This window comes from Pseudomonas sp. BJa5, from assembly GCF_030272875.2.
Taxonomy (GTDB): domain Bacteria; phylum Pseudomonadota; class Gammaproteobacteria; order Pseudomonadales; family Pseudomonadaceae; genus Aquipseudomonas.
Genome location: NZ_JALRNG020000017.1, coordinates 72,917 through 93,952, shown reverse-complemented (window position 1 = coordinate 93,952; position 21,036 = coordinate 72,917). Strand labels below are relative to the sequence as shown.

Below are 21,036 nucleotides of genomic sequence, written 5' to 3'. Positions count from 1 at the left end.
CAAGCTTCAGCTTAGCAGCGTGCAGGTGATGCGCGGTTCCGTCCGGCGCCCGGCACCGGCTGCCTAGCCCGGGGCCGGCTCGTTGCTGATGCCATGGGGCACATGGCCCGTGGCGACCACACTGCGCGCCCGCTCGCAATGACCGACCTGGTCGTCGAAAAACACGTCGGCGGCGAAGGCTTCGAGGAACGCCGACTTGTCCAGGCCGCCAAGGAACAGCGACTCATCCAGGCGCACGTCCCACTCGCGCAAGGTGCGGATCACCCGCTCGTGGGCCGGCGCCGAACGTGCCGTGACCAGGGCCGTGCGGATCGGGCAGGCGCCGCCTGGAAACTCTTTCTGCAACTGGTTGAGCGCAGCCAGGAACGGCTTGAACGGGCCGCCGTGCAGTGGCTCGCGCGCCGACAGGCGCTCGCTGGCCTGGAAGGCTTCGAGCCCGCCCGACTGGTAGACCCGCTCGGATGCATCGGAAAACAGCACCGCATCACCGTCGAAGGCGATCCGCAACTCATCGCTGGCCTCGCGCCGCGCCCCGCCGGAGAGGATGGTCGCGGCGGCGAAGCCGGCATCCAGGGCACTGCGCACGTCATCGGCATCGGTGGACAGGAACAGGTGGCAACCGAAGGCCGCCAGGTACGGATAAGGGCTGCGCCCACCGACAAAGGCGGCGCGGTAGATACCCAGCCCGTGCTGCTCGATGGAGTTGAACACCCGCAGGCCGGTGTCGGCACTGTTGCGCGAAACCAGCACCACCTCGACCCGGGGCTGGCCGAGGTGGGCATTGAGACCCAGAAGCTTCTGCACCAGCGCGAAGGTATCTCCAGGATCGAGCACTTCGTCCTCGTGCTCGATCTGGTACTGGCGATAGGCTTCGACCCCTTGCGCCAGGTAGATCCGATGGCTCTCGCTGAGGTCGAACAGCGCCCGGGAGGAGATGGCGACGACCAGCTTGTCGCCCAGGTTCTTGCTCATGTGAATACGGGCCTCACGTATTGGACGGTAGGAGCGGGCTTGTCCCGCGATGCGATATGACTGACACACTGCCATCGCGGGGCAAGCCCGCTCCCACCTGGCGGCAGCGGTTACTGCACCTGTTTCAGGTTACTCCGGTCGATAAACCCCAAGGCCCGGTACAGCGCCTCGATACGCGGCAAGCTGCATCCGGCCTCGCGCGCCCGGGCCAGGGGCTCGGCATAGATCACTTCCAGCTCCAGCGGCCGGCGATGGGCAAAGTCGTGGTACATGCTCGGCCAGTAGTCCGGCATCTTTTCGGTGACCGCGAACAGATGCTCAGCATAGCCCTGGGGCAACTCATGGCCACAGGCATTCGCCCCTTGCACCACCTCGGCCATCAGCGCCTGGATCAGTTCACGGCTGTCCGGGTCGGCCATCAGCGGCGTGGTGCTGGCCTTGAGCAGCACCGATAGACCGTTGTATGGCACGTTCCACACCAGTTTCTGCCAGCGCGCATGGTCCAGGTTGGCCATGGCCTGGGAGTCGATACCGGCCGCGCGGAACAGCTCGGCCCCGGCCTCGGCAATTGCCTGGCGCGCCGTTGCATCCAGCGCCGGACCGCTGTGATAGCCCAGGTTCACCGCCCCCAGCGCCTGGTGGCGGATCACCCCCGGCGCCTCGCGGTTGACACAGATGAAGCACAGGCCGCCCAGCAGGTGCAGGTTGTCAGGCAGCAAGGGGCGCAATTGCTCTTCCACACCCAGGCCGTTCTGCAACAACACGACCTTGCCATCAGCGGCAGCGACCCTGGCGATCAACGGCGCAAGCGCCGCATTGCTGGTGGTCTTGGCACCTACCAGCAACCAGTCGCAGGTCGGCATGTCGGCGGCATCGGCATAGGCCTGCACCGGCATCTGCAGGGTGCCATGCAACGCACTGTCGATCCGCAAGCCCTGGGCATTGACCGCATCGAACTCGCTGCGCAGGAGAAAGTGCACATCGAACCCGGCCCTGGCCAGCATCAGGCCGTAAAAGCCGCCGATGGCGCCGGTGCCGATGATGCCGATACGCGGCTTGCTCGTGTTCATCCCGCCCTCCTCTTATTGTTCACTTTTTATTCAATTATTTTTCACGCAAATCAAACGCTTTATCCAGCTTCACTATACTGAGGCGAACAAGGTCAAAAAAACGACACGGAGTCGAACATGCGTGGCTTTCTGCCTCACCCGGACGATGTACCGGTCGAACTGGCCCTGCGCCCGTCGCCCAGCCTGTTTCGCCAGCGCCTGCACACTATCAGCCTGGGCGGTATCGCCTGCAACCATCCGCGCGCCTATCGCCGTGGCATGGCCGTGGAAATGATCATCCCCTCCCTGGGCGACAGCGCACGTTACCCCGGTTACGTGGCCTGGTGCCAGAAGCAGCAGGACGGCTACCGGGTCGGCATCGCCTTCATCGACGAGCAGGCGCTGTTTGGCGCGCGAATGAGCGAACAGGTGTGCCAGATCCAGCACCTGTATCAGCAGCAGGCACTCGGCGACAGCACCCCTACCGACCTCGAGGCGCTCGCCCAGCAGTGGGTCAGCCTGCACGCCGGTGAGTTCTCCGAAGCCAGCCTTGAGGCCAGCCATACCCGCCAGATCCTCGTTTAACGACAAAAACCCCGTCCCTGCGGGCTCTGCCCATTGTCGAGCCACGGTGTAACGCGCTAAGGTTCTGCTCCCCGCTGCGTACAATCTTGCTGCTCCGCCGCACGGGGATCGCTGGCGGCCGGCACCCGTGACCTGACGAGTAACACGATGGCTGATTTACCGATCGATGACCTTAACGTTGCCTCCAACGAGACCTTGATCACCCCTGATCAGCTCAAGAAGGAAATTCCCCTGAGCGCTACCGCGCTCAAGACCGTGACTGCGGGCCGCGAAGTGGTTCGCAATATCCTCGACGGCAAGGACCACCGCCTGTTCGTGGTGATCGGCCCCTGCTCGATCCACGACATCAAGGCCGCCCATGAATATGCCCAGCGCCTCAAGGCCCTGGCCGCCGAAGTGTCCGACACCCTGTACCTGGTCATGCGCGTGTACTTCGAGAAGCCGCGCACCACGGTCGGCTGGAAAGGCCTGATCAACGACCCGTACCTGGACGACTCGTTCAAGATCCAGGACGGCCTGCACATTGGTCGCCAGCTGCTGCTGGACCTGGCAGAAATGGGCCTGCCCACCGCCACTGAAGCCCTCGACCCGATTTCCCCGCAGTACCTGCAGGACCTGATCAGCTGGTCGGCCATCGGCGCCCGCACCACCGAATCCCAGACCCACCGCGAAATGGCCTCGGGCCTGTCGTCGGCGGTAGGCTTCAAGAATGGCACCGACGGTGGCCTGACGGTTGCGATCAACGCCCTGCAGTCGGTCTCCAGCCCGCACCGCTTCCTGGGTATCAACCAGGAAGGTGGCGTGTCCATCGTCACCACCAAGGGCAACGCCTACGGCCACGTGGTGCTGCGTGGCGGCAACGGCAAGCCCAACTATGACTCGGTCAGCGTCGCCCTGTGCGAACAGGCCCTGGTCAAGGCGAAGATCAAGCCGAACATCATGGTCGACTGCAGCCACGCCAACTCCAACAAGGACCCGGCCCTGCAACCGCTGGTGATGGAGAACGTCGCCAACCAGATCCTCGAAGGCAACCAGTCGATCATCGGCCTGATGGTCGAAAGCCACCTGAACTGGGGCTGCCAGGCCATTCCGAAGAACCTTGACGACCTGCAGTACGGTGTATCGATCACCGACGCCTGCATCGACTGGGAAGCCACCGAGAAGACCCTGCGCAGCATGCACGCCAAGCTCAAGGACGTGTTGCCCAACCGCAACCGCGCCTGACGGGCGAACGAAAGTGGGAGCGGGCTTGCCCCGCGATGCGATGTCAATGACACAACGCAATCGCGGGTCAAGCCCGCTCCCACAATTGTCTGGCGAATTACAGTGAAGTACTGCTTGCCCTTCGCGATTCTCAGGCCTTGGTGGAGTGCCGCTGCTGGCGCTCCATGTAACGTTCCACGTACGAGCATGACGGAATCACGGTGTAGCCCATGTCTTCTGCGTACTGCAGCGCCTTCTCGGTCAGCGCCGCGGCAATACCCCGGCCCCGCAACGCATTGGGAACAAAGGTGCGGTAGATATCCAGGGTCTGCTTACCCAGGTCCATGTAGGTCAGGTAAGCACGATGACCGTCCACACTGGTCTCGAATTGGTGACCGGCCTGGTCATGGTGGATGGACAACGCCTCGCTCATCACTACTCCTCGCGGGTCTTATCATCAGACCCCTACCTTACCGATGTTTGTCCGGCGAAGGAACCTCTACGCCACCCCGTGCCCGTTTGGACAGCAAGAATTGCAGGGGCGTTCTCTGGCCATTGAGCACGTACAAATAGTAGGCGCCCCTGGCCCGGATACTCAAGGCGACTGGTCGCAAAAATTCGCGCACTTGCAGCGTGCGAACCAGGTGCCGGGCGCAGGCCAGATCTGTCACCGGATGTTCTAGTGCTATGACGCCAGACGACACTTCAAGTCACTATTAGTTCAACAAAAAACAAGTTTGCTACACTAATTCAGGCCCGTACAGGAAACGCCCTCAGGGTTTCCCTGAAACCTCGGTGGCGAATCCAGCGCAAGCGCATTTTTTTGCAGTTCTTGCGCTCTGTCAGTTTACTTACTACAAGTAATGGGTACTATGTACGCCGGCCAGTTTCTCTTTCTTGAGAGATGGCTATTTAATAGAAAGTCCTTGAAGGGGAACACGATGAACAACGTTCTGAAATTTTCTGCTCTGGCTCTGGCCGCAGTTCTGGCTACCGGTTGCAGCAGCGTATCGAAAGAAACCGAAGCTCGCCTGACCGCTACCGAAGACGCAGCTGCTCGTGCACAAGCTCGCGCTGACGAAGCCTACCGCAAAGCTGACGACGCTCTGGCTGCAGCTCAAAAAGCTCAACAGACCGCCGACGAAGCTAACGAGCGCGCTCTGCGTATGCTGGACAAAGCTAGCCGCAAGTAATTATCCCTCGGGATTTTTATTTGGAGCCGACCCACTTGTGGGTCGGCTTTTTTATTGCCCCTTCACAGACCTTGGGTGTTGAGGCCATGCGCTTATCCGTTCAATGCGGCGACGCTGCCGACCCCTTCCGCCTTTACGGCGGCCTACTTTTCTCTTGGGAAAAGTAGGCAAAACCGCTTGCTCCTGCATCCGGCCCTGCGCTGCGCTCCGGGTCCCCTCGCTACGGCGCCCTCCGGGGCCACGCGGCCTACGACTTGCTTCGCCAAGTCTACGGCTCGCGTTCTTCGGCTGACGCCGAAGGTGCTGCGCACGGCCCCTACAGGCACCTCCGCTCAGCCTCCTGAAGTCGCGTTCTGCGGCGCCTGTAACAACGCGCATGAGGAGCAAGGGTAGGAGCGGGCTTGCCCCGCGATGACGTCAGCCAGGCTGCGCCAAATTCTGATTTCGAAGATGCGCCCGTGCAGGCGCCACCCGTAACTTCGCGACTTCAGGAGGCCGAGCGTAGGTGTCTGGAAGGGGCAGGTGCGCAGCACCCTTCGGCGTAGCCGAAGTCGCGAGCCGTAGACTTGGCGAAGCAAGTCGTAGGCCGCGAAGCCCCGGGAAGACACCGTAGCGAGGGGACCCGAAGCGCAGCGTAGGGCCGGATGCAGGAGCGAGCGGTTTTGGTTCCTTTTGCCAAGACAAAAGGGACCCGCCGTAAGGGCGGAAGGGGCCAGCAGCGTCGCTACACCGAATGGATAAGCGCGCAATCTCAACACCCAAACCCTAGGTTCATAGCCCCCTGGATTGCGCGAAGAGCTATTGCCCCGGGAAAGGTAACCGCCAGAAACGACGAGGCCTGCACAATGGCAGGCCTCGGGTGCAGCAGTGCAGGGGTTACTGCAGGTCCAGCGGTACGCTCGAGACCATCGGCTGCTGGGCTGTGACAGGCACAGCGATTTCCACCGGCATGCCGTCTTCGGCGGCGATCACATCACGCACCATGTCCCAGTTCATGCGCATGTTGTTGGCCAGGTCTTCGCGCTTGAGCATGGCGTTGATTACCGCGGTGTGCTTGTCGACCACCGACGGATCGCCCTTGTCGTTGAGCGGCGTGTGCGCCTCCAGGTAGACCTTGCCGGCGCTGAGACCGAACTTGTACGGCTCGTTGATGATGCGCACCGAGACACCGACCGGAGCCATCTTGGCCAGCTCCAGCACGTTGTTGTTGAACATGCGGAAGCAGCCGTGGCTGGTGCGCATGCCGATGCCGAACTTCTTGTTCGAGCCGTGGATCAGGTAGCCCGGCACGCCCAGGGTGAACTTGAACGGCCCCAGCGGGTTGTCCGGCCCTGCCGGTACCACGGCGGGCAGGATGTCGCCGTCTGCGGCGTGTTCCTTGCGGATCGAGGCCGGTGGCGTCCAGGTCGGGTTCGGCGTCTTGGCCGTGACCTTGGTGTTGGCGATCGGCGAACCCCAGCCTTCACGGCCGATGCCCAGCGGGTAGGTGTGCACCACGTTCTGCCCTTTCGGGTAGTAGTACATGCGGTACTCGGCCAGGTTGATGACAATGCCTTCGCGCGGACCCGGCGGCAGGATGAAGCGGGTCGGCAGGATGATCTCGGTGCCGGCGCCGGGCAGCCAAGGGTCGACGCCGGGGTTGGCGGCGATCATTTCCAGGTAGCCCAGGTCGTTGGCGGTGCCGATATCGGCGAAGGTATCTTCGTACTTGGCCTTGATCACCTGGACCTGGCCAATGACGTCTTCACCAGGCGGTGGCAGGGGAAACTCCAGCGCAGCAGCAGGCCCTGCCGCCAGCAGGGCGGCCAGGGACAGGCAACGGGTGACGGCGGGAAAGCGCGGCAACATCCGGGAAATCCTTCGCTAATTCAGTGAGGTCAAGAAGACGATTGTACACCGATACCAGCACAATCGGGAGTGATCCGGACCAGCGAAGGCGTTACAGGGGATGAAAGGCTATGTCGCCAGTTGCAGCTCCGGCCACACTGGCCGGGTGCCACGGCGCTGGGCGTCGAGAATGGCCCGGCACAGCGCGCACAGGCGGCGGTCGCGGTAGATACCGCGTTCAACCATCGACCAGCGCGGCTGCGCCGGCAGCAAGGTGCCACACAGGGTGCGGTCGGCCGAGCCACCCAGTTCGAGCTGGCGGGCCACCAGATGGACGCGGATCTCCTGGCAGGCGAACAGGTCAAGCTGTTCGTCAGGCTCGATCAATTGATAGGCATACAGGGACCAGGCGGGACGCGGCATCGGGGGCTCCAAATCGGGGGCGCAACATTAGCCGAAAGCCGGTCACTATAAAAGCGTCAAAGCAGCGGTTTTAGTTGCGGCCAGGCATTTTCCAGCAACCTTTGCTGGGCGCCCTGCCCCGGATGGATGCCATCGGCCTGCATCAGCTCGGGCACGCCACCCACCCCTTCGAGGAAAAACGGCACCAGCGCCACCTGCTTCTCGGTCTGCAGGTCGGCATAGACCTTTGCGAAGGCGTCGGTGTAACGCTTGCCGTAGTTGGGCGGCAAGCGCATGCCCAGCAACAGCACCTTGGCCCCGGCCTCGCGGGAGCGGTCGATCATCGAGGCAAGATTTTGTTGCAATTGCTTTGGCGACTGCCCACGCAGGCCGTCATTGCCGCCCAGCTCCAGCACCACCAGCTCCGGCTTGTGCTCTGCAAGCAGCGCCGGCAGCCGCGCCTGGCCTCCGGCGCTGGTATCGCCACTGATCGAGGCGTTGACCACCCTGGCGTCGAAACCCTCGCTTTCCAGGCGTTGTTCCAGCAACGCAACCCAGCCCTGGCGGGTATCCAGGCCGAAAGCGGCACTGATACTATCGCCGACAACCAGCACGGTACCTGCGGCTGCGCCCTGGGTCATGCACATCAAGGCCAGGCCTGCACTCAACAACCATACTCGCATCGGATTCTCCATGGGCCCCAGCATTCTCACTGCGCGCAACCTTAGCAAAGTGGTCCCCAGCGCGGAAGGCGACCTGACCATCCTGCACGCGCTGTCGCTGGAATTGAAACAGGGCGACAGCCTGGCCATTGTCGGCGCCTCGGGCTCGGGCAAGTCGACCCTGCTCGGCCTGCTGGCCGGCCTCGACCTGCCCAGTGCCGGCTCCGTGACCCTGGCCGGCCACGACCTCGGGCCGCTGGATGAAGACCAGCGCGCCCGGGTGCGCGCCGAGCACGTCGGCTTCGTGTTCCAGTCGTTCCAGCTGCTGGACAGCCTCAACGCCCTGGAGAACGTCATGCTGCCGCTGGAGCTGGACGGTCGCCGCGACGCCCGCGAACACGCCCGCAGCCTGCTCGAGCGGGTCGGCCTGGGCCAGCGCCTGAGCCACTCGCCGCGCCAGCTGTCCGGCGGCGAGCAGCAACGGGTAGCCATTGCCCGGGCCTTCGCCGCCGAGCCTGCGGTGCTGTTCGCCGACGAACCCACCGGCAACCTCGACAGCCATACCGGCGAGCGCATCAGCGACCTGTTGTTCGAACTGAACAAGGAACGCGGCACCACCCTGGTGCTGGTCACCCATGACGAACGCCTGGCCCAGCGCTGCCGTCGCCTGATTCGCCTGGACGCCGGCCACCTGGTCGCGCCGCTGGAGGCCTGATGGCCCGCCTGCCGTTTGTCCGCCTGCTGGTCCTGGCCCTGCGCCAGTTGCTGCGCGACGCCCGTGCCGGCGAACTGCGCGTGCTGTTCTTCGCCCTGCTGGTGGCGGTGGCGGCCAGCACCGCCATCGGCTACTTCGGTGCTCGCCTCAATGGCGCGATGATGTTGCGTGCCACTGAGTTCCTCGGCGCCGACCTGGTGCTGCGTGGCAGCTCCCAGGCCACGCCCGAACAGATCGCCAGTGGCAAGGCTGCCGGCCTTGCCCATGCCCAGGTGGTGGAATTTTCCAGCGTGATCGCCACCGACAATGGTATTCAGCTGTCGAGCATCAAGGCTGCCGATGCGGCCTATCCCCTGCGCGGAGAACTGCGCAGCGCTGCCGAGCCGCATGCCAGTGAAACCAGCGGCGGCGGTCCGGCACCGGGTGAAGCCTGGGTCGAACCGCGCCTGCTGGCGGCCCTGGAGCTGAAGATCGGCGACAGCATCGACGTCGGCATGAAGACCCTGCGCATGAGCCGGGTGCTGACCTACGAGCCGGACCGTGCCGGCAACTTCTATAGCCTCACCCCACGGGTGCTGATCAACCTTGCCGACCTCGAGGCCACCGGCGTGGTGCAGCCCGGCAGCCGGGTCAGTTACCGCGACCTCTGGCGTGGCGAACCCCAGGCCCTGGCCCGCTACCAGGACAGCGTCACCGCGACCCTGGCACCGAACCAGCGCCTGCAGGACGCGCGCGACGGCAACCAGCAGATCGGCGGCGCCCTGGGCAAGGCCGAGCGTTACCTGAACATGGCCAGCCTGGTCGCGGTATTGCTGGCCGGTGTCGCCGTGGCCCTGTCGGCCAGCCGCTTTGCCAGCCGCCGTTTCGATGCCAGCGCGCTGTTGCGCTGCCTGGGCCTGTCGCGGCACCAGGCCCTGAGCCTGTTCTGCCTGCAACTGGCGATCCTCGGCAGCCTCGCCGCCCTGGGCGGCGCCCTGCTCGGCTGGCTGGCGCAACTGGGGCTGTTCAAGCTGTTGCAGGGCCTGATGCCGGCGCAGATTCCTCCCGGCGGCCTGGCACCAGCCCTGGCCGGCATCGCCACCGGCCTGGTGGCCCTGGCCGGCTTCGCCCTGCCGCCGCTGGCGGCCCTGGGCCGGGTGCCACCGCTGCGGGTGTTGCGCCGCGACCTGCTGCCGGTGCCCGCCAGCAGCTGGCTGGTATATGGCGCCGCGCTGCTGGCCCTGGGGCTGATCATGTGGCGCCTGAGCCTGGACCTGCTGCTGACCTTCGCCCTGCTGGGCGGCGGCCTGGTCGCCGCCGTGCTGCTCGGCGGGCTGCTGTTGCTCGGCCTGCGCAGCCTGCGGCGCCTGCTCGCCGGCGCGCCACTGGCCTGGCGCCTGGGCCTGGGCCAGTTGCTGCGTCACCCCCTGGCGGCGGCCGGGCAGTCCCTGGCCTTCGGCCTGATCCTGCTGGCCATGGCGCTGATCGCCCTGTTGCGTGCCGAACTGCTCGACACCTGGCAGAACCAGCTGCCCAAGGATGCCCCCAACTATTTCGCCCTGAACATCCTGCCCGACGACAAGAACACCTTCGCCCAGCGCCTCAACGAGTTCTCCGCCGAGGCCGCGCCGCTGTACCCGGTGATCCCCGGCCGCCTGACCGAAATCAACGGCCAGGCGGTGCAGCAGATCGTCAGCAAGGAATCCACCGGCGATCGCGCCGTGCAGCGCGACCTCAGCCTGACCTGGGCCGCCGACCTGCCGGCGGGCAATGCCTTGAGCGATGGCCAGTGGTGGCAAACCGCCCCATCTGATGACAACCACCTACCCGGCGTTTCCGTCGAGGCCGAGCTGGCCCAGAGCCTCAAACTCAAGCTCGGCGACCGGCTCACCTTCAGTATCGGCGGCCAGCAACGCCAGGCCTTGGTGAGCAGCCTGCGTACGGTCAACTGGGACAGTTTCCAGCCCAATTTCTACATGATCTTCCAACCCGGCACCCTCAAGGACCTGCCCACCACCTACCTGACCAGTTTCTTCCTCGCCCCCGGCCACGACCAGCAAGTGGTGGCACTGTCGCGGGCGTTCCCGGCGGTGACCATCCTGCAGGTCGATGCCTTGCTGGAACAGCTGCGCAGCATCCTCGCCCAGGTCACCCTGGCGGTGGAGTATGTGTTGTTGTTCGTGCTGGCGGCAGGCCTGGCGGTGTTGTTCGCCGGCTTGCAGGCCACCCTCGACGAACGCATTCGCCAGGGCGCCCTGCTGCGCGCCCTGGGCGCCGGGCGCGGCCTGCTGACCAAGGCCCGACGCATCGAGTTCGGTCTGCTAGGGGCGGCCAGCGGCCTGCTCGCCGCCATCGGTTGCGAGCTGATCACCCTGCTGCTGTACCGCTACGCCTTCGACCTGCACTGGAGCCCGCACCCCTGGCTGCTGCTGCTACCGCTCGTCGGCGCCCTGCTGGTCGGTGGTGCGGGTGTCTACGGCACCCGCCGGGCGCTCAATGCCAGCCCTTTGCAGGTGCTGCGCGAGTGCTGATCGCACCTTCGTCCGCGCCAATCGGCCCGTGCCTTTCGTCAGAAATGACCCCGTCACCACGATCAATGCCCCCGTGGCGTCCATGATTGTTGGCTCACGCTTTGCTTTGGTCCTCCTCGCAAGACCAAACCCAAGCGCCACGACGGAGGTTCGCATGAGCATTACGAAGTCTTTAATGGCATTGTCCATCGGCGCCATTCTGACGACATCCACGGTGTTGATACCCGATACCTGGTTCGGCTCTTCCAGCGCTTATGCCAAGGATGGTGGTGGCGGTGGCGGGCATGGAGGGGGCGGCGGTGGTGGTGGACACGGAGGGGGTGGCGGCGGACACGGCGGTGGTGGTGGACATGGTGGCAGTGGTGGAGGCGGTGGCCACGGTGGTGGAGGCGGTGGTCATGGCGGCGGTGGCGGACACGGCGGCAGTGGTAGCGGTGGCAGCGGCCATAGCGGTGGTGACCATGGTGACGGGCATTCCGGGCACAGCGCCGGCAATTCGTCTTCCGGCCGCTCGGGCACTCACGCCGAGCCTGGTGACGATCACGGTGTTCATGCTGCAGGCGAACCGGGCGACGATCGCGGTGTTCATGCCGCCGGTGAACCAGGCGACGATCGCGGTGTTCATGCCGCCGGTGAACCAGGCGACGATCGCGGTGTTCATGCCGCCGGTGAACCAGGTGACGATCGCGGTGTTCATGCCGCCGGCGAGCCGGGCGACGATCGCGGCGTACACGCACAACCGGGAGATGACAAGGGCGGACTACGCTGAGCCGTAGGCCGAAACGTTCCGGGGCAGGCAATTCTCCTGCCCCTCTCCCCCCACTTTCGGGGCTCAGCCCCCAATCATTTCACGTAGTCGATGGCATTGACCCACCAGCACATTTCGCCGGACGGGGTCTGCACGATGACCTCGTCCCCCACCTCTTTCTTCAGCAACGCGCGGGCCATGGGCGAATCGATGGAGATGTAGTCCATGCGCCCGTAGATCTCATCGTAACCGACGATGCGAAAGCGCTTGATCTCACCATCTTCGTTTTCGATCTCGACCCAGGCGCCGAAAAACACCCGACCTTCCTGCTCCGGCGAATAGTCGACCACACGCATGTCTTCAAGACGCTTGCGCAGGTAGCGCACCCGCCGATCGATTTCCCGCAGCAACTTCTTGTTGTACTGGTAATCGGCGTTCTCGCTGCGATCACCCAGGGAGGCCGCCCAAGTCACCTTCTGGGTGATATCGGGGCGCTTGACCCGCCACAGGTGGTCCAGCTCCTCTTTCAAGGCATCGCAGCCTTCGCGTGTAATGATCTTGGTGCTCAACAGTGTTCTCGCTTGATAACCGGCAACCGGCGAATCCAGCGGCCACTGTGCCTCAGACCGGGCAACTTGTGCCAGCCAGGCAATACAAATAGTGCAAACCCGACCCGGGCCCGCGTGACTCCCACAGGCCCGGGCCAGTCCCATGAGAGTGCCCCCACGGCACCTGGAACCGCAGACAACCACAAGAATACGGCCCGTCCCCATGCATGCCCTACGTAAAGCGCTGCACAACGAATTGCACGCCCGCCCGTCGCTGTACTTCGACGAGCCGGCCCATGTTTTCCACCTGGCGTTTCTCGGCACGGGCGCTGATTGCGAAGCCTTGCTGCAGCGCTGCTGCCCGGGCGTCTTCGACCCTGAAGCCGCCCAGGGCATCACCCAGCTCGACGGTTACCCGTTCAAATGGGAACGCCATGCCGAGTTCTTCACCCTTACCCTGGTGCTGCCCGCCGACAACAGCGAACTGACCTGGACCACCTTGCCCCAGGTACTGGCCCAGGCCGTGGAGCCATGCCAGCAGCAGGTGATCAACGCGGTGCAGGTGATCGTTCGCGAAGAAGCCGGGCTCGACCTTGAACGTTATGGTTTCAAGGACCCGTGCGGCTCCTGCGTCGGCGGTGGCGACGCCGTGGTCTGGAGCGATTTTCGTCTGACCGAGGACGGCAGCAGCCGCTTCGTGTTCATCAACCGTCGCCTCAATGCCTATCGCCAGGGCCGTATGATCCGCCGCCTGCTGGAGATCGAGACCTACCGGATGATGGCCTCGCTGGCGTTGGACACTGCCAAGACCTTGAGCCGCCAGCTCGATGCCTATGACCGCACCCTGGTCAGCCTGTCGGAACGCAACGTGGCCAGCGACGGCGGCAACGCCAAGGCGCTGCTCGAAGATATCGCGCAACTGTCACGGCAGGTGGTCGGCAGCTCGGTGAAATCTCGCCACCGCTTCAGCGCCACCCAGGCCTATGCGCAGCTGGTGTTCGAGCGCCTGGGCGAATTGCGCGAAAGCCATGTCGCCGATTGCCAGCGCCTGGGCGTGTTCATCGAACGTCGCTTCAAGCCCACCGTGCGCTACTGCGCCGCCACCGAGCAGCGCCTCGAACACCTGGCCGAAAGCGTTGCCAACCTGGGCGATCTGCTGCAGGCACGGGTACAGGTGGAGATGGAGGAACAGAACGCCGAGATCCTGCGCAGCCTCAACGCTCGTGCCGAATCGCAGATCAAGATCCAGCGGGCGGTGGAAGGCCTGTCGATCATTGCCATCACCTACTACCTGCTGAGCCTGTTCAAACTGGTCTACGCCGGCATGCACACCCTCGGCGCGCCGCTTTCAGAACGGGACGGGCTGCTGACCCTGGCACCACTGGCCATCCTGATCCTGGTGGTGGTGCTGTTGCGCATCAGGAAGGCCAAGGAGCATTGAGCCCAGGATCAACCGCGGGTGATCAGGCCTTGCCGGGCAACCCGGGTCAGGTGGCCGATCACCTCGGCGGCATCCTCGGCGCCGGGTGACTGGATCACGGCGAGGTCGAAGCGGTCGCTGGGGTACTGGCCGAGGGAATCGCCGGTGGCGGCGAACTGGATCAGGAAGGCAGTCGCGCGGCCCTTGCGGCGAGGCCAGCCATCGAGAAAGCGCAGGAGCGTAGGTTGGTGGCTACCGCCGAGCAGAACGCGCGGTACGCGGGTGGCCTGGCTGGCAGGCAGGGGAGTCAGGCAGACACTGGTACGTGGACAACTCATGGAGAGATTCTCCGCCTCGCAAATCCCGCTGGGCTGCGGTGGGAGGCGTCACCGAACCAGCGTTTTAGCGGTATTTGGCGAAACCCATGGGGCGTCCCTGCGCCCCGCAAGTAGCTGTTTAAATCGGCGCTAGCCAGCATCCTAGAGAAGCCGCGGGCTGACTGTCAACATACCGGGATACAAAAAAGCCGCATTCCTGTGGGAGCGGGCTTGCCCCGCGATTGCAGCTTATCGCGGGGCAAGCCCACTCCCACAGCCGCTACGCCTTGGCGCGGACCAACAGGCCATCCAGCGACAAGCGCCCCGCCCCTTCGATCATCAGCGCCACGGTGCCGCCCAGCAACGCCAGGGCAAACTCATAACCATTGTTGGCCATGAACAACCCGTTACCGATATGCGCCGAGAAAATCGCCACGATCAAGGTCACGGTCAACGCCAACGCCGCCGGCCGCACCAGCAGGCCGACCACCAGCGCCAGGCCACCGAAGAACTCGGCACCGCCCGACAGCAACGCCATCAACAACCCCGGCGCTAGCCCCAGGCTCTCCATGAACTGCGCCGTGCCGGCCAGGCCGCCACCGCCAAACAGACCGAAGAGCTTCTGCGCGCCGTGGGCCATGAAAATGATCCCGACGATAATACGGATGACACTCAGGCCCCAGCTGGCACGGCTGGCGAAAACGGCGTTGAGGGTAGTGTTCATGAGGCTTCCTTAAACGTGTGTGAGGAGGTGTTGGGCGCCATATTAATCAAATCAGCCAATAGTAAAATCGCAAAAAATGCGACATACCAATCGAATAATTCGATTACTTGCGCCCCGCCACCTTGCGCCCCTGAGCCTCCAGCGACTCACGCTCACGATCGAACGCCAGGAAGTACTTGTTGACACTGTTGACGTAGCTGACCGGCCCCATGCCCACCTGCTCCATGGCGATACGCTCGGTCTGGAAAAACCACTGGTTGCCGTTCAGGCCACGGCGACGGGCTTCGGCGCGCATCGCCTGGACCCGCTCGGGACCCAGGTTGTAGGCCGCCAGGGTGAAGGCCATGCGCTCACGCTCATTGAGTTGCTTGCTGGAAAAGAACTTGCGCCGGATCAGCGCCATGTACCGCGCACTGGCCTGTACATTGCCATCGACACTGCTGATATTGCTCACCCCTACCCGCTGCGCGGCGCCGGGGGTGATCTGCATCAGGCCATGAGCCCCCCCGGCACCGCGTGCAGTGGGATTGAGCGCAGACTCCTTGAAGGCCACCGCCGCCAGGTTCAACCAGTCAATGTCCTGCTCGCTGGCATGGCGCTGCAGCACCGGTCGCAGGGCTTCCAGCCGCTTGCGGTCGTTACGCGCCAGGGGGTTGTGCACCCGGTACAGACGCCGGTAGATGCGCTCGAACGCCGCGTCCTGGTTCTGCGGCGGCTTGTAGCCTTGCAGGAAGCGATCGACACTGGCGTGCAGCATCACCGCGTCACGCCGCACATACCAGCGCATGGCCTCGGGAGCGGCGACCTGGACCTTGCGGTCGATGCGCAGCTTGGGCATGACCCGCGCCCAGCGTTCGGCAATCGGCTGCTCGACCACGGTCAGGTGATAGATCCCCGCCTGGACCATCTCCAGCACATCTTCCACCGCCAGGGTCGGGTCGACCCACTCGACCTTGATCGGCGCCAGTTTGCGCAGCGCCAGCTGCTGGTTGATTTCGTGCAGGGTATCGCCGGCGGCACTGGCGCTGGTCAGGGCCAGAGTGCGGCCGGACAGCTGTTCGACCCGCTGGAAACTGCGCTCGCCCTTGCGCCCGACCAGCACCATGGGTACATGGTCCACCACCGGGTCGCTGGCCACCAGGCCACGGGTGGAGGTCGGATCGAGCAGTTCGCCGGGTGCGACCAGGTCTGCTTCGCCGCGCTGCAAGGCCGCCAGCAGTTGCTCCTTGGCCCGGGGAATGATTTTCAGGCTGATTTCCTGGCCATCGAGGGCCCGGGCATTGAGGTAATGTTCGAAGGCGCGCAGGCGATGGTACTCGACGCCCACCGACTCACCCTTGACCTCGCCGGAGCTGTTGCGACTCTGGTTGACCAGCACCTTGAGTACCCGGCTACTGCGGATCTGCGCCAGGTCACGCGCCTGGGTCTTGGCCACGGTCTGTTGCGGCCCGGGCAGCCGCGCGCTGGCCGGCCCTGCCTGCAGCAGACCGAAGCCCAGCACGATCAACAGAAAAAGCGCTCGCGTCATCCGTAAGAAGGCTCGCGGGTTGTGGTTGACGCCATAGAATGCAGTCGCTACATGACAAATGACTGCAAATGACCACGACAACTCATTGAAGTTCTTGGATTTATCGAAAATCCTCGAGCTTTGCTATGCTGGCCGGCCACCGGCCTGAGGTAGCACCATGCAACTCATCGACATCGGCGTCAATCTGACCAACCCAAGTTTTGCCGACAAGCACCAGGCCGTTCTCGAGCGCGCCGAGGCTGCCGGCGTACGCCAGATGATGGTCACCGGCACTAGCCTTGCGGGCAGCGAACAGGCCCTGGAACTGTGCCTGGCGCTGGATGAAAGCGGCCAGCGGCTGTTCAGCACCGCCGGCGTGCACCCCCATGACGCCAGCAGCTGGAATGCCGACAGCAGCCGTCAGTTGCGTGAACTGCTGGCCCAGCCACGGGTGCGCGCGGTGGGCGAATGCGGGCTGGATTTCAATCGCGACTTCTCGCCGCGCCCACAGCAGGAAAAGGCCCTGGAAGCACAATTGGCCCTGGCGGTGGAACTGCAGATGCCGGTGTTCCTCCATGAGCGCGATGCCAGCGAGCGCCTGCTGGCGATCCTCAAGGATTACCGCGATCACTTGCCCGCCGCCGTGGTGCACTGTTTCACCGGCGAGCGGGCGGCGCTGTTCGGCTATCTGGACCTGGACCTACACATCGGCATCACCGGCTGGATCTGCGACGAGCGGCGCGGCACCCACCTGCATCCGCTGGTCGGCAGCATCGCCCAGGGCCGCCTGATGCTGGAAAGCGATGCCCCCTACCTGCTGCCGCGCAGCCTGCGGCCCAAGCCGAAAAACGGTCGCAACGAGCCGGCCTTCCTCACCGAAGTGCTGCGCGAGGTAGCCGTGCACCGTGGCGAAAGCCCCGAACAACTGGCGGCCCACACCACCGCCTGCGCCCGCGCCTTCTTCGACCTGCCCGCGATTATTTGACGCATATCAACACGCCGCTCTTTTGGTCCCGACACAATGATGGCACCTTGCCAACAATGTTCGAGCTCAATCAGAGAAGACCTACTATGGGTGCCTGGCTTAGCAATATCTCCCTGAAATACAAGTTCTGGGCTGTCAATGCGGTGGCCTTCGTCACCACCCTGCTGCTGGTGCTCTATGCGGTGCACCTGGAGCAGCAGGCCAGGGCCCAGGCGGCCCAGGAAAAAGCCCAGGCCCAGGCCCGGTTGCTGGCAGACTGGCCCACTGGCCAGGACCTGCCGCACAACCCGCTGTGGCTGCAGTACGCACCGGGCCAGGCGCCGACCTTCGCCGGCGAAAAGCTCGACGCCCTGGCCACGGCCCGTGACTGGGTCGAGGTCCATGGTCTGGCCCTGACGGGTACGAATCCGGTCGCCGGCGCCCAGGTTATCGACCGCGATGGCCAGCGAATCGCCGTGCTCGCCCCCTCCCCCAGCCTTTTCCAGGTGTTCACCGACCGTTTCACCAACTACGCCGTCTGTGTGCTAATCCTGATGCTGGCCATGCTCGGCGCTTCGCAATTGCTGATCCGCTTCTTGCTCAGCCAGCTCAATACCCTCAAGGATGTGATGCTGCACGTGGAGAAGACCGGCGACCTGTCGGCGCGGGTGCCGTTGTCCTGCGGCGATGAAGTCGGCCAGATGGCCAGCGCATTCAACGCCATGCAGACCACCTACCACCGGGTGGTCAACACCGTGGCACGCACCGCGGCGCAACTGGACTCGGGCGCCGCCCGCCTGGCCGCCAGCATGAGCGACGTGCGCCACGGCATGCTCGGCCAGCAGAGCGAGACCGACCAGGCCGCCACCGCCATCAACGAAATGTCGGCCACGGTCTATCACATCGCCCAGCATGCCGGCGCCACCCGCGACCTGTCGCAGACCGCCGACACTCTGGCCGGCAGCGGCCAGGCCGTGGTCAGCCGGGTGCAGACCTCGATTTCCGGCCTGTCCAGCGGTGTGCAACAGACCGCCGAAATGATTCGCCAGTTGGCCGAGGACAGCCAGAAAATCAATGGCGTGGTCGGGGTGATCCACAGCATTGCCGAGCAGACCAACCTGCTGGCCCTCAACGCCGCCATCGAAGCCGCCCGTGCCGGCGACCTGGGGCGCGGCTTTGCCGTGGTCGCCGATGAGGTGCGCAACCTGGCCAAGCGCGTGCAGGCCTCCACCGACGAAATCACCACCATGGTCTCGGCCCTGCAGGCCGGCACCCGCGACGCCGTGGACTTCATGCAGGAGAGTTCGTTCAAGGCCGACGACTGCGTCCAGCAGGCCCAGGAAGCCGGTGCGGCCCTGGCGGAAATCACCAGCGCAGTGGCGCAGATGCGCGAAAGCAATACCCAGATCGCGGTGGCCGCCGAGCAGCAGAGCCAGGTGGCCGAAGAGATGAACCGCGCCGTGGTGAGTATCCGCGACGTCACCGAACAGACCGTGCAGCAGACGGTCGACTCGGCCACCACCAGCAGTGAGCTGGCGACCCTGGCGGGCGAGCTGAACAAAGCCATCGGTCAACTCAAGCTATAGGCCCGATAGCCGGTGCTGATTGGCCCCCGATTGGGGGCCAAACTATTCTTCAGGCAGGACCCTGAGGAATTGCCCATGAGCAAGCGCATGCCCAACCTGCCCGCCTGGCAATGGCGCGGCTACCACCACAACCACCGCAACCCGACCAACCTGGTGCTGCACCTGATCGCCGTGCCGCTGTTCATCCTCGGCGTGCTGCTGGTGTTGTCCGGGCTGTTCTCACTGGACCTGGGGCAACTGGCGGTCGGTGTCATTTCCCTGATCGCAGGCCTGGGCCTGCAGCGCCAGGGCCATCGCCTGGAGGCCCTGCAACCGGAACCCTTCAGCGACCGCAAGGACGCCGTCGGCCGGCTGCTGGTGGAGCAGTTCATCACCTTCCCGCGCTTTGTCCTGAGCGGTGCCTGGTGGCGCGCCTGGCGTGAGCGCCACCGCCATCGTCACTAGGCGAAGACCGTCACCGTCTGCCGGCTCAAGGCCAGCAACTGACCCGAGGCCGTCCACAGGGCGGCCGCCGCGTGCCCGTAGCCGTCGCGGGCGTACTCGGTCTGCACGCAGTACCGGCACCAGTCGTGGGAGGTCAGGCTTGGCACCGGGTGGATGAATTCGATGGTCCAGGTCAGGGTGCTGCCCGCAGCGGGTCGGTTGAGGAATGGCAGCAAGCTCGGTGGCCAGGCATCGACCAGCGCCAGCAGGTGCGATTCGCTCATGGTCTCGTCGCCGCCTTCATCGCGCAGCCGGACCCAGCCGCCCATCTCGCGTGACTGGTTGTTGCTGAACGGAAGACCACCAATGCCCCAGCGCAGCGACACATGGCGCATGAACTCAGGGGTTACGCCCTTGATATAGGGCAACTCGACGCTGGACTCCTCAAGGCTCTTCATTGCCACCGCCTCCAGCGCCGGCACCTCGACCACCGAGTTGCGCCCGGCGCCGAAGCTGCCCTGCATCAGGGTCACCACCTGGCCGTTCTGCACCGCGCGGCCGAGCAAGGAGCTGACCGCCTTGCCTTCGCGCAGCAGTTCCACCTCGAAGCTGATCGGCACCTCGGGTTCGGCCGGGCCGACAAAGGTGATGGCCAGGGAGCGCACCGGACGGCCCGGTGCGGTCTTGGCCCGCATGGTTTCATACAGCAGCGCCGCCATCAGGCCGCCGAAACAGGCCCGACCCTGGGCCCAACTGGCAGGAATGGTCACTGCCTGGGGATGCAGGCGGACCGCCTTGAGCAATTGCGAGAAATTCATGCCGACCTCATCCGTGGGAAAAGTCCGATCTTAACCACCACGGTCTACAGGAACAGCCCGCATTTCGGCCATATCAGCGGCTTATCGTCGCCCCAGGGCCTTTTCCAGCCGTTCGAGGGTGTCGTCGGCGCGTTGTTCGGCCACGACCAGCTGCGCTTTCCAGTGCTCGACGCAAGGCGCCAGGTCCGCTTGCTGCTCGGCTTGCAGCAACCACTGCAACAGGTCGTGCCAGTCGCCCAGGTCGCCCTGGGCTCGCTTGAGCTGACGCTGCAGACGCCGCCCGGCATGCTCGAGCTGCGGGTAGGCTTCGTCGCCATAACGCACGCGCTTGATCAACAGGCGCAGGCGATGGCGGTCATGGGCCGGATCGACCAGCGCTTCACGCAGCCTGTCCCACTGTTTGTCCAGGCGCTTGTCGACGCGCCTGCGCAAACGCAGGATCAGCTTTTCACGCTCGGCAGCACGCAGGAAGATCGGAAAGGCATCGACGATCGCCAGCAAGCGCCGCAACTCGGCGCTGTCGGCGACACGGGCAAAGGTCTGCCGGCGGTCGGCCAGGCGCCGCCGCGCGGCATCGACCTGCCCGCGTTCAAGCAATTGCGCCGCCAGCACTTCACGGTCGCGCAGCGGCGTGGTCAGTTCACCCAGCGCCTGGGCGGCGCCTTCGAGCTGATCGACCCCGGGCAACTCGCGCAATGGCCGCAACAGGCTGCGCAAGCGCCGGGTGGTGGTGCGCAGGTCATGCAGCGCCTCGCTGTCGGTGTCCGCCGCCAACCGCGCCTGGCAACCGAGCAGGCGTACCTGCAGGGCCAGGATCTGGGCAATCGCATGATCGAGCATGGCCGACATGATGGCCTCCTGGG

Annotated in this window: 22 protein-coding genes; 10 read left to right on the top strand and 12 right to left on the bottom strand. The window is 64.6% G+C overall.

The window, feature by feature from the left end:
- Positions 1-63: 63 nt before the first annotated feature.
- Both M2D63_RS12305 and M2D63_RS12300 read right to left on the bottom strand, forming a co-directional pair.
- Positions 64-972 carry a 5'-nucleotidase gene (locus M2D63_RS12305; protein ID WP_285863192.1) on the bottom strand — a complete coding sequence of 303 codons (909 nt, stop codon included), beginning with the start codon at positions 970-972 and terminating at the stop codon, positions 64-66.
- A 110-nt stretch (positions 973-1,082) separates the two neighbouring features.
- Positions 1,083-2,042 (bottom strand): putative 2-dehydropantoate 2-reductase, encoded by a 960-nt coding sequence (locus M2D63_RS12300; RefSeq protein ID WP_285863191.1) that lies wholly within the window; start codon positions 2,040-2,042, stop codon positions 1,083-1,085.
- 117 nt (positions 2,043-2,159) lie between these two features.
- On the opposite strand from M2D63_RS12300, the gene M2D63_RS12295 reads away from it, so the two are divergent.
- Together M2D63_RS12295 and M2D63_RS12290 are read left to right on the top strand one after the other, a co-directional pair.
- Positions 2,160-2,606, top strand: coding sequence for a PilZ domain-containing protein (locus tag M2D63_RS12295; RefSeq protein WP_285863190.1), 447 nt, complete (start codon positions 2,160-2,162; stop codon positions 2,604-2,606).
- Between the two features lie 147 nt (positions 2,607-2,753).
- Positions 2,754-3,830 carry a 3-deoxy-7-phosphoheptulonate synthase gene (locus M2D63_RS12290; RefSeq protein ID WP_285863189.1) on the top strand — a complete coding sequence of 359 codons (1,077 nt, stop codon included), beginning with the start codon at positions 2,754-2,756 and terminating at the stop codon, positions 3,828-3,830.
- Between the two features lie 130 nt (positions 3,831-3,960).
- Here M2D63_RS12290 and M2D63_RS12285 read toward each other — a convergent pair whose 3' ends face one another.
- The gene (locus M2D63_RS12285) at positions 3,961-4,242 is read right to left on the bottom strand and encodes a GNAT family N-acetyltransferase (protein WP_028941432.1); all 282 of its coding nucleotides are present in this window, start codon (positions 4,240-4,242) and stop codon (positions 3,961-3,963) included.
- A 508-nt stretch (positions 4,243-4,750) separates the two neighbouring features.
- On the opposite strand from M2D63_RS12285, the gene oprI reads away from it, so the two are divergent.
- Complete coding sequence (gene oprI / locus M2D63_RS12280; protein ID WP_003259780.1) at positions 4,751-5,002, top strand: outer membrane lipoprotei OprI; 252 nt, start codon at positions 4,751-4,753, stop codon at positions 5,000-5,002.
- Positions 5,003-5,878: 876 nt separating this feature from the next.
- On the opposite strand, the gene M2D63_RS12275 is transcribed toward oprI, so the two are convergent.
- The 3 genes from M2D63_RS12275 to M2D63_RS12265 all read right to left on the bottom strand — a co-directional run bounded on the left by M2D63_RS12275 (position 5,879) and on the right by M2D63_RS12265 (position 7,914).
- Positions 5,879-6,850, bottom strand: a complete 972-nt coding sequence (locus M2D63_RS12275; RefSeq protein ID WP_285863188.1) for a L,D-transpeptidase family protein — start codon at positions 6,848-6,850, stop codon at positions 5,879-5,881.
- 108 nt (positions 6,851-6,958) lie between these two features.
- Positions 6,959-7,252, bottom strand: coding sequence for a hypothetical protein (locus tag M2D63_RS12270; RefSeq protein WP_285863187.1), 294 nt, complete (start codon positions 7,250-7,252; stop codon positions 6,959-6,961).
- A gap of 56 nt (positions 7,253-7,308) precedes the next feature.
- On the bottom strand, positions 7,309-7,914 hold the full coding sequence (locus tag M2D63_RS12265) for an arylesterase (protein ID WP_285863186.1): 606 nt from the start codon (positions 7,912-7,914) through the stop codon (positions 7,309-7,311).
- Between the two features lie 10 nt (positions 7,915-7,924).
- Here M2D63_RS12265 and M2D63_RS12260 point away from each other — a divergent pair, with 10 nt between their 5' ends.
- The 3 genes from M2D63_RS12260 (at position 7,925) to M2D63_RS12250 (ending at position 11,887) form a co-directional block, all read left to right on the top strand.
- On the top strand, positions 7,925-8,608 hold the full coding sequence (locus tag M2D63_RS12260) for an ABC transporter ATP-binding protein (protein WP_285863185.1): 684 nt from the start codon (positions 7,925-7,927) through the stop codon (positions 8,606-8,608).
- Entirely contained in the window at positions 8,608-11,118 is a 2,511-nt protein-coding gene (locus M2D63_RS12255; RefSeq protein ID WP_285863184.1) for an ABC transporter permease, read from the top strand. Before M2D63_RS12260 ends, M2D63_RS12255 begins: the two co-directional genes overlap by 1 nt.
- Before the next feature lie 154 nt (positions 11,119-11,272).
- Complete coding sequence (locus M2D63_RS12250) at positions 11,273-11,887, top strand: hypothetical protein (RefSeq protein ID WP_285863183.1); 615 nt, start codon at positions 11,273-11,275, stop codon at positions 11,885-11,887.
- 74 nt (positions 11,888-11,961) lie between these two features.
- Here the strand turns inward: M2D63_RS12250 and greB are convergent, their stop codons facing one another.
- Positions 11,962-12,435 (bottom strand): transcription elongation factor GreB, encoded by a 474-nt coding sequence (gene greB, locus M2D63_RS12245; RefSeq protein WP_285863182.1) that lies wholly within the window; start codon positions 12,433-12,435, stop codon positions 11,962-11,964.
- Between the two features lie 202 nt (positions 12,436-12,637).
- Between greB and M2D63_RS12240 the strand changes: the two genes are divergently transcribed.
- Positions 12,638-13,855: a DUF3422 domain-containing protein gene (locus M2D63_RS12240; RefSeq protein WP_285863181.1), complete on the top strand. Its 1,218-nt coding sequence runs from the start codon at positions 12,638-12,640 to the stop codon at positions 13,853-13,855.
- 8 nt (positions 13,856-13,863) lie between these two features.
- Here M2D63_RS12240 and M2D63_RS12235 read toward each other — a convergent pair whose 3' ends face one another.
- From M2D63_RS12235 to M2D63_RS12225, 3 genes are all read right to left on the bottom strand, one after another.
- Positions 13,864-14,172 carry a hypothetical protein gene (locus M2D63_RS12235; RefSeq protein WP_285863180.1) on the bottom strand — a complete coding sequence of 103 codons (309 nt, stop codon included), beginning with the start codon at positions 14,170-14,172 and terminating at the stop codon, positions 13,864-13,866.
- Between the two features lie 259 nt (positions 14,173-14,431).
- Positions 14,432-14,875, bottom strand: a complete 444-nt coding sequence (locus tag M2D63_RS12230) for a DoxX family protein (RefSeq protein WP_285863179.1) — start codon at positions 14,873-14,875, stop codon at positions 14,432-14,434.
- A gap of 103 nt (positions 14,876-14,978) precedes the next feature.
- Positions 14,979-16,403: a transglycosylase SLT domain-containing protein gene (locus M2D63_RS12225; protein WP_285863178.1), complete on the bottom strand. Its 1,425-nt coding sequence runs from the start codon at positions 16,401-16,403 to the stop codon at positions 14,979-14,981.
- A gap of 157 nt (positions 16,404-16,560) precedes the next feature.
- On the opposite strand from M2D63_RS12225, the gene M2D63_RS12220 reads away from it, so the two are divergent.
- The 3 genes from M2D63_RS12220 (at position 16,561) to M2D63_RS12210 (ending at position 19,376) form a co-directional block, all read left to right on the top strand.
- Positions 16,561-17,367: a TatD family hydrolase gene (locus tag M2D63_RS12220; RefSeq protein WP_285863177.1), complete on the top strand. Its 807-nt coding sequence runs from the start codon at positions 16,561-16,563 to the stop codon at positions 17,365-17,367.
- Between the two features lie 86 nt (positions 17,368-17,453).
- Positions 17,454-18,932: a methyl-accepting chemotaxis protein gene (locus tag M2D63_RS12215; protein WP_285863176.1), complete on the top strand. Its 1,479-nt coding sequence runs from the start codon at positions 17,454-17,456 to the stop codon at positions 18,930-18,932.
- 75 nt (positions 18,933-19,007) lie between these two features.
- Positions 19,008-19,376, top strand: coding sequence for an Mpo1-like protein (locus tag M2D63_RS12210; protein WP_285863175.1), 369 nt, complete (start codon positions 19,008-19,010; stop codon positions 19,374-19,376).
- Here the strand turns inward: M2D63_RS12210 and M2D63_RS12205 are convergent.
- On the bottom strand, positions 19,373-20,173 hold the full coding sequence (locus M2D63_RS12205) for an acyl-CoA thioesterase II (RefSeq protein ID WP_285863174.1): 801 nt from the start codon (positions 20,171-20,173) through the stop codon (positions 19,373-19,375). The two genes, M2D63_RS12210 and M2D63_RS12205, sit on opposite strands and share 4 nt — an antisense overlap.
- A gap of 81 nt (positions 20,174-20,254) precedes the next feature.
- Positions 20,255-21,022 (bottom strand): CHAD domain-containing protein, encoded by a 768-nt coding sequence (locus tag M2D63_RS12200; protein ID WP_285863173.1) that lies wholly within the window; start codon positions 21,020-21,022, stop codon positions 20,255-20,257.
- Positions 21,023-21,036: the final 14 nt, after the last annotated feature.

Excerpts from the sequence above, each read along its gene's own strand:
- M2D63_RS12305 (WP_285863192.1), bottom strand. The coding sequence starts at position 972 with ATGAGCAAGAACCTGGGCGACAAGCTGGTCGTCGCCATCTCCTCCCGG.
- M2D63_RS12300 (WP_285863191.1), bottom strand. The coding sequence starts at position 2,042 with ATGAACACGAGCAAGCCGCGTATCGGCATCATCGGCACCGGCGCCATC.
- M2D63_RS12295 (WP_285863190.1), top strand. The coding sequence starts at position 2,160 with ATGCGTGGCTTTCTGCCTCACCCGGACGATGTACCGGTCGAACTGGCC.
- M2D63_RS12290 (WP_285863189.1), top strand. The coding sequence starts at position 2,754 with ATGGCTGATTTACCGATCGATGACCTTAACGTTGCCTCCAACGAGACC.
- M2D63_RS12285 (WP_028941432.1), bottom strand. The coding sequence starts at position 4,242 with ATGAGCGAGGCGTTGTCCATCCACCATGACCAGGCCGGTCACCAATTC.
- oprI (WP_003259780.1), top strand. The coding sequence starts at position 4,751 with ATGAACAACGTTCTGAAATTTTCTGCTCTGGCTCTGGCCGCAGTTCTG.
- M2D63_RS12275 (WP_285863188.1), bottom strand. The coding sequence starts at position 6,850 with ATGTTGCCGCGCTTTCCCGCCGTCACCCGTTGCCTGTCCCTGGCCGCC.
- M2D63_RS12270 (WP_285863187.1), bottom strand. The coding sequence starts at position 7,252 with ATGCCGCGTCCCGCCTGGTCCCTGTATGCCTATCAATTGATCGAGCCT.
- M2D63_RS12265 (WP_285863186.1), bottom strand. The coding sequence starts at position 7,914 with ATGCGAGTATGGTTGTTGAGTGCAGGCCTGGCCTTGATGTGCATGACC.
- M2D63_RS12260 (WP_285863185.1), top strand. The coding sequence starts at position 7,925 with ATGGGCCCCAGCATTCTCACTGCGCGCAACCTTAGCAAAGTGGTCCCC.
- M2D63_RS12255 (WP_285863184.1), top strand. The coding sequence starts at position 8,608 with ATGGCCCGCCTGCCGTTTGTCCGCCTGCTGGTCCTGGCCCTGCGCCAG.
- M2D63_RS12250 (WP_285863183.1), top strand. The coding sequence starts at position 11,273 with ATGAGCATTACGAAGTCTTTAATGGCATTGTCCATCGGCGCCATTCTG.
- M2D63_RS12240 (WP_285863181.1), top strand. The coding sequence starts at position 12,638 with ATGCATGCCCTACGTAAAGCGCTGCACAACGAATTGCACGCCCGCCCG.
- M2D63_RS12235 (WP_285863180.1), bottom strand. The coding sequence starts at position 14,172 with ATGAGTTGTCCACGTACCAGTGTCTGCCTGACTCCCCTGCCTGCCAGC.
- M2D63_RS12230 (WP_285863179.1), bottom strand. The coding sequence starts at position 14,875 with ATGAACACTACCCTCAACGCCGTTTTCGCCAGCCGTGCCAGCTGGGGC.
- M2D63_RS12225 (WP_285863178.1), bottom strand. The coding sequence starts at position 16,403 with ATGACGCGAGCGCTTTTTCTGTTGATCGTGCTGGGCTTCGGTCTGCTG.
- M2D63_RS12220 (WP_285863177.1), top strand. The coding sequence starts at position 16,561 with ATGCAACTCATCGACATCGGCGTCAATCTGACCAACCCAAGTTTTGCC.
- M2D63_RS12215 (WP_285863176.1), top strand. The coding sequence starts at position 17,454 with ATGGGTGCCTGGCTTAGCAATATCTCCCTGAAATACAAGTTCTGGGCT.
- M2D63_RS12210 (WP_285863175.1), top strand. The coding sequence starts at position 19,008 with ATGAGCAAGCGCATGCCCAACCTGCCCGCCTGGCAATGGCGCGGCTAC.
- M2D63_RS12205 (WP_285863174.1), bottom strand. The coding sequence starts at position 20,173 with ATGAATTTCTCGCAATTGCTCAAGGCGGTCCGCCTGCATCCCCAGGCA.
- M2D63_RS12200 (WP_285863173.1), bottom strand. The coding sequence starts at position 21,022 with ATGTCGGCCATGCTCGATCATGCGATTGCCCAGATCCTGGCCCTGCAG.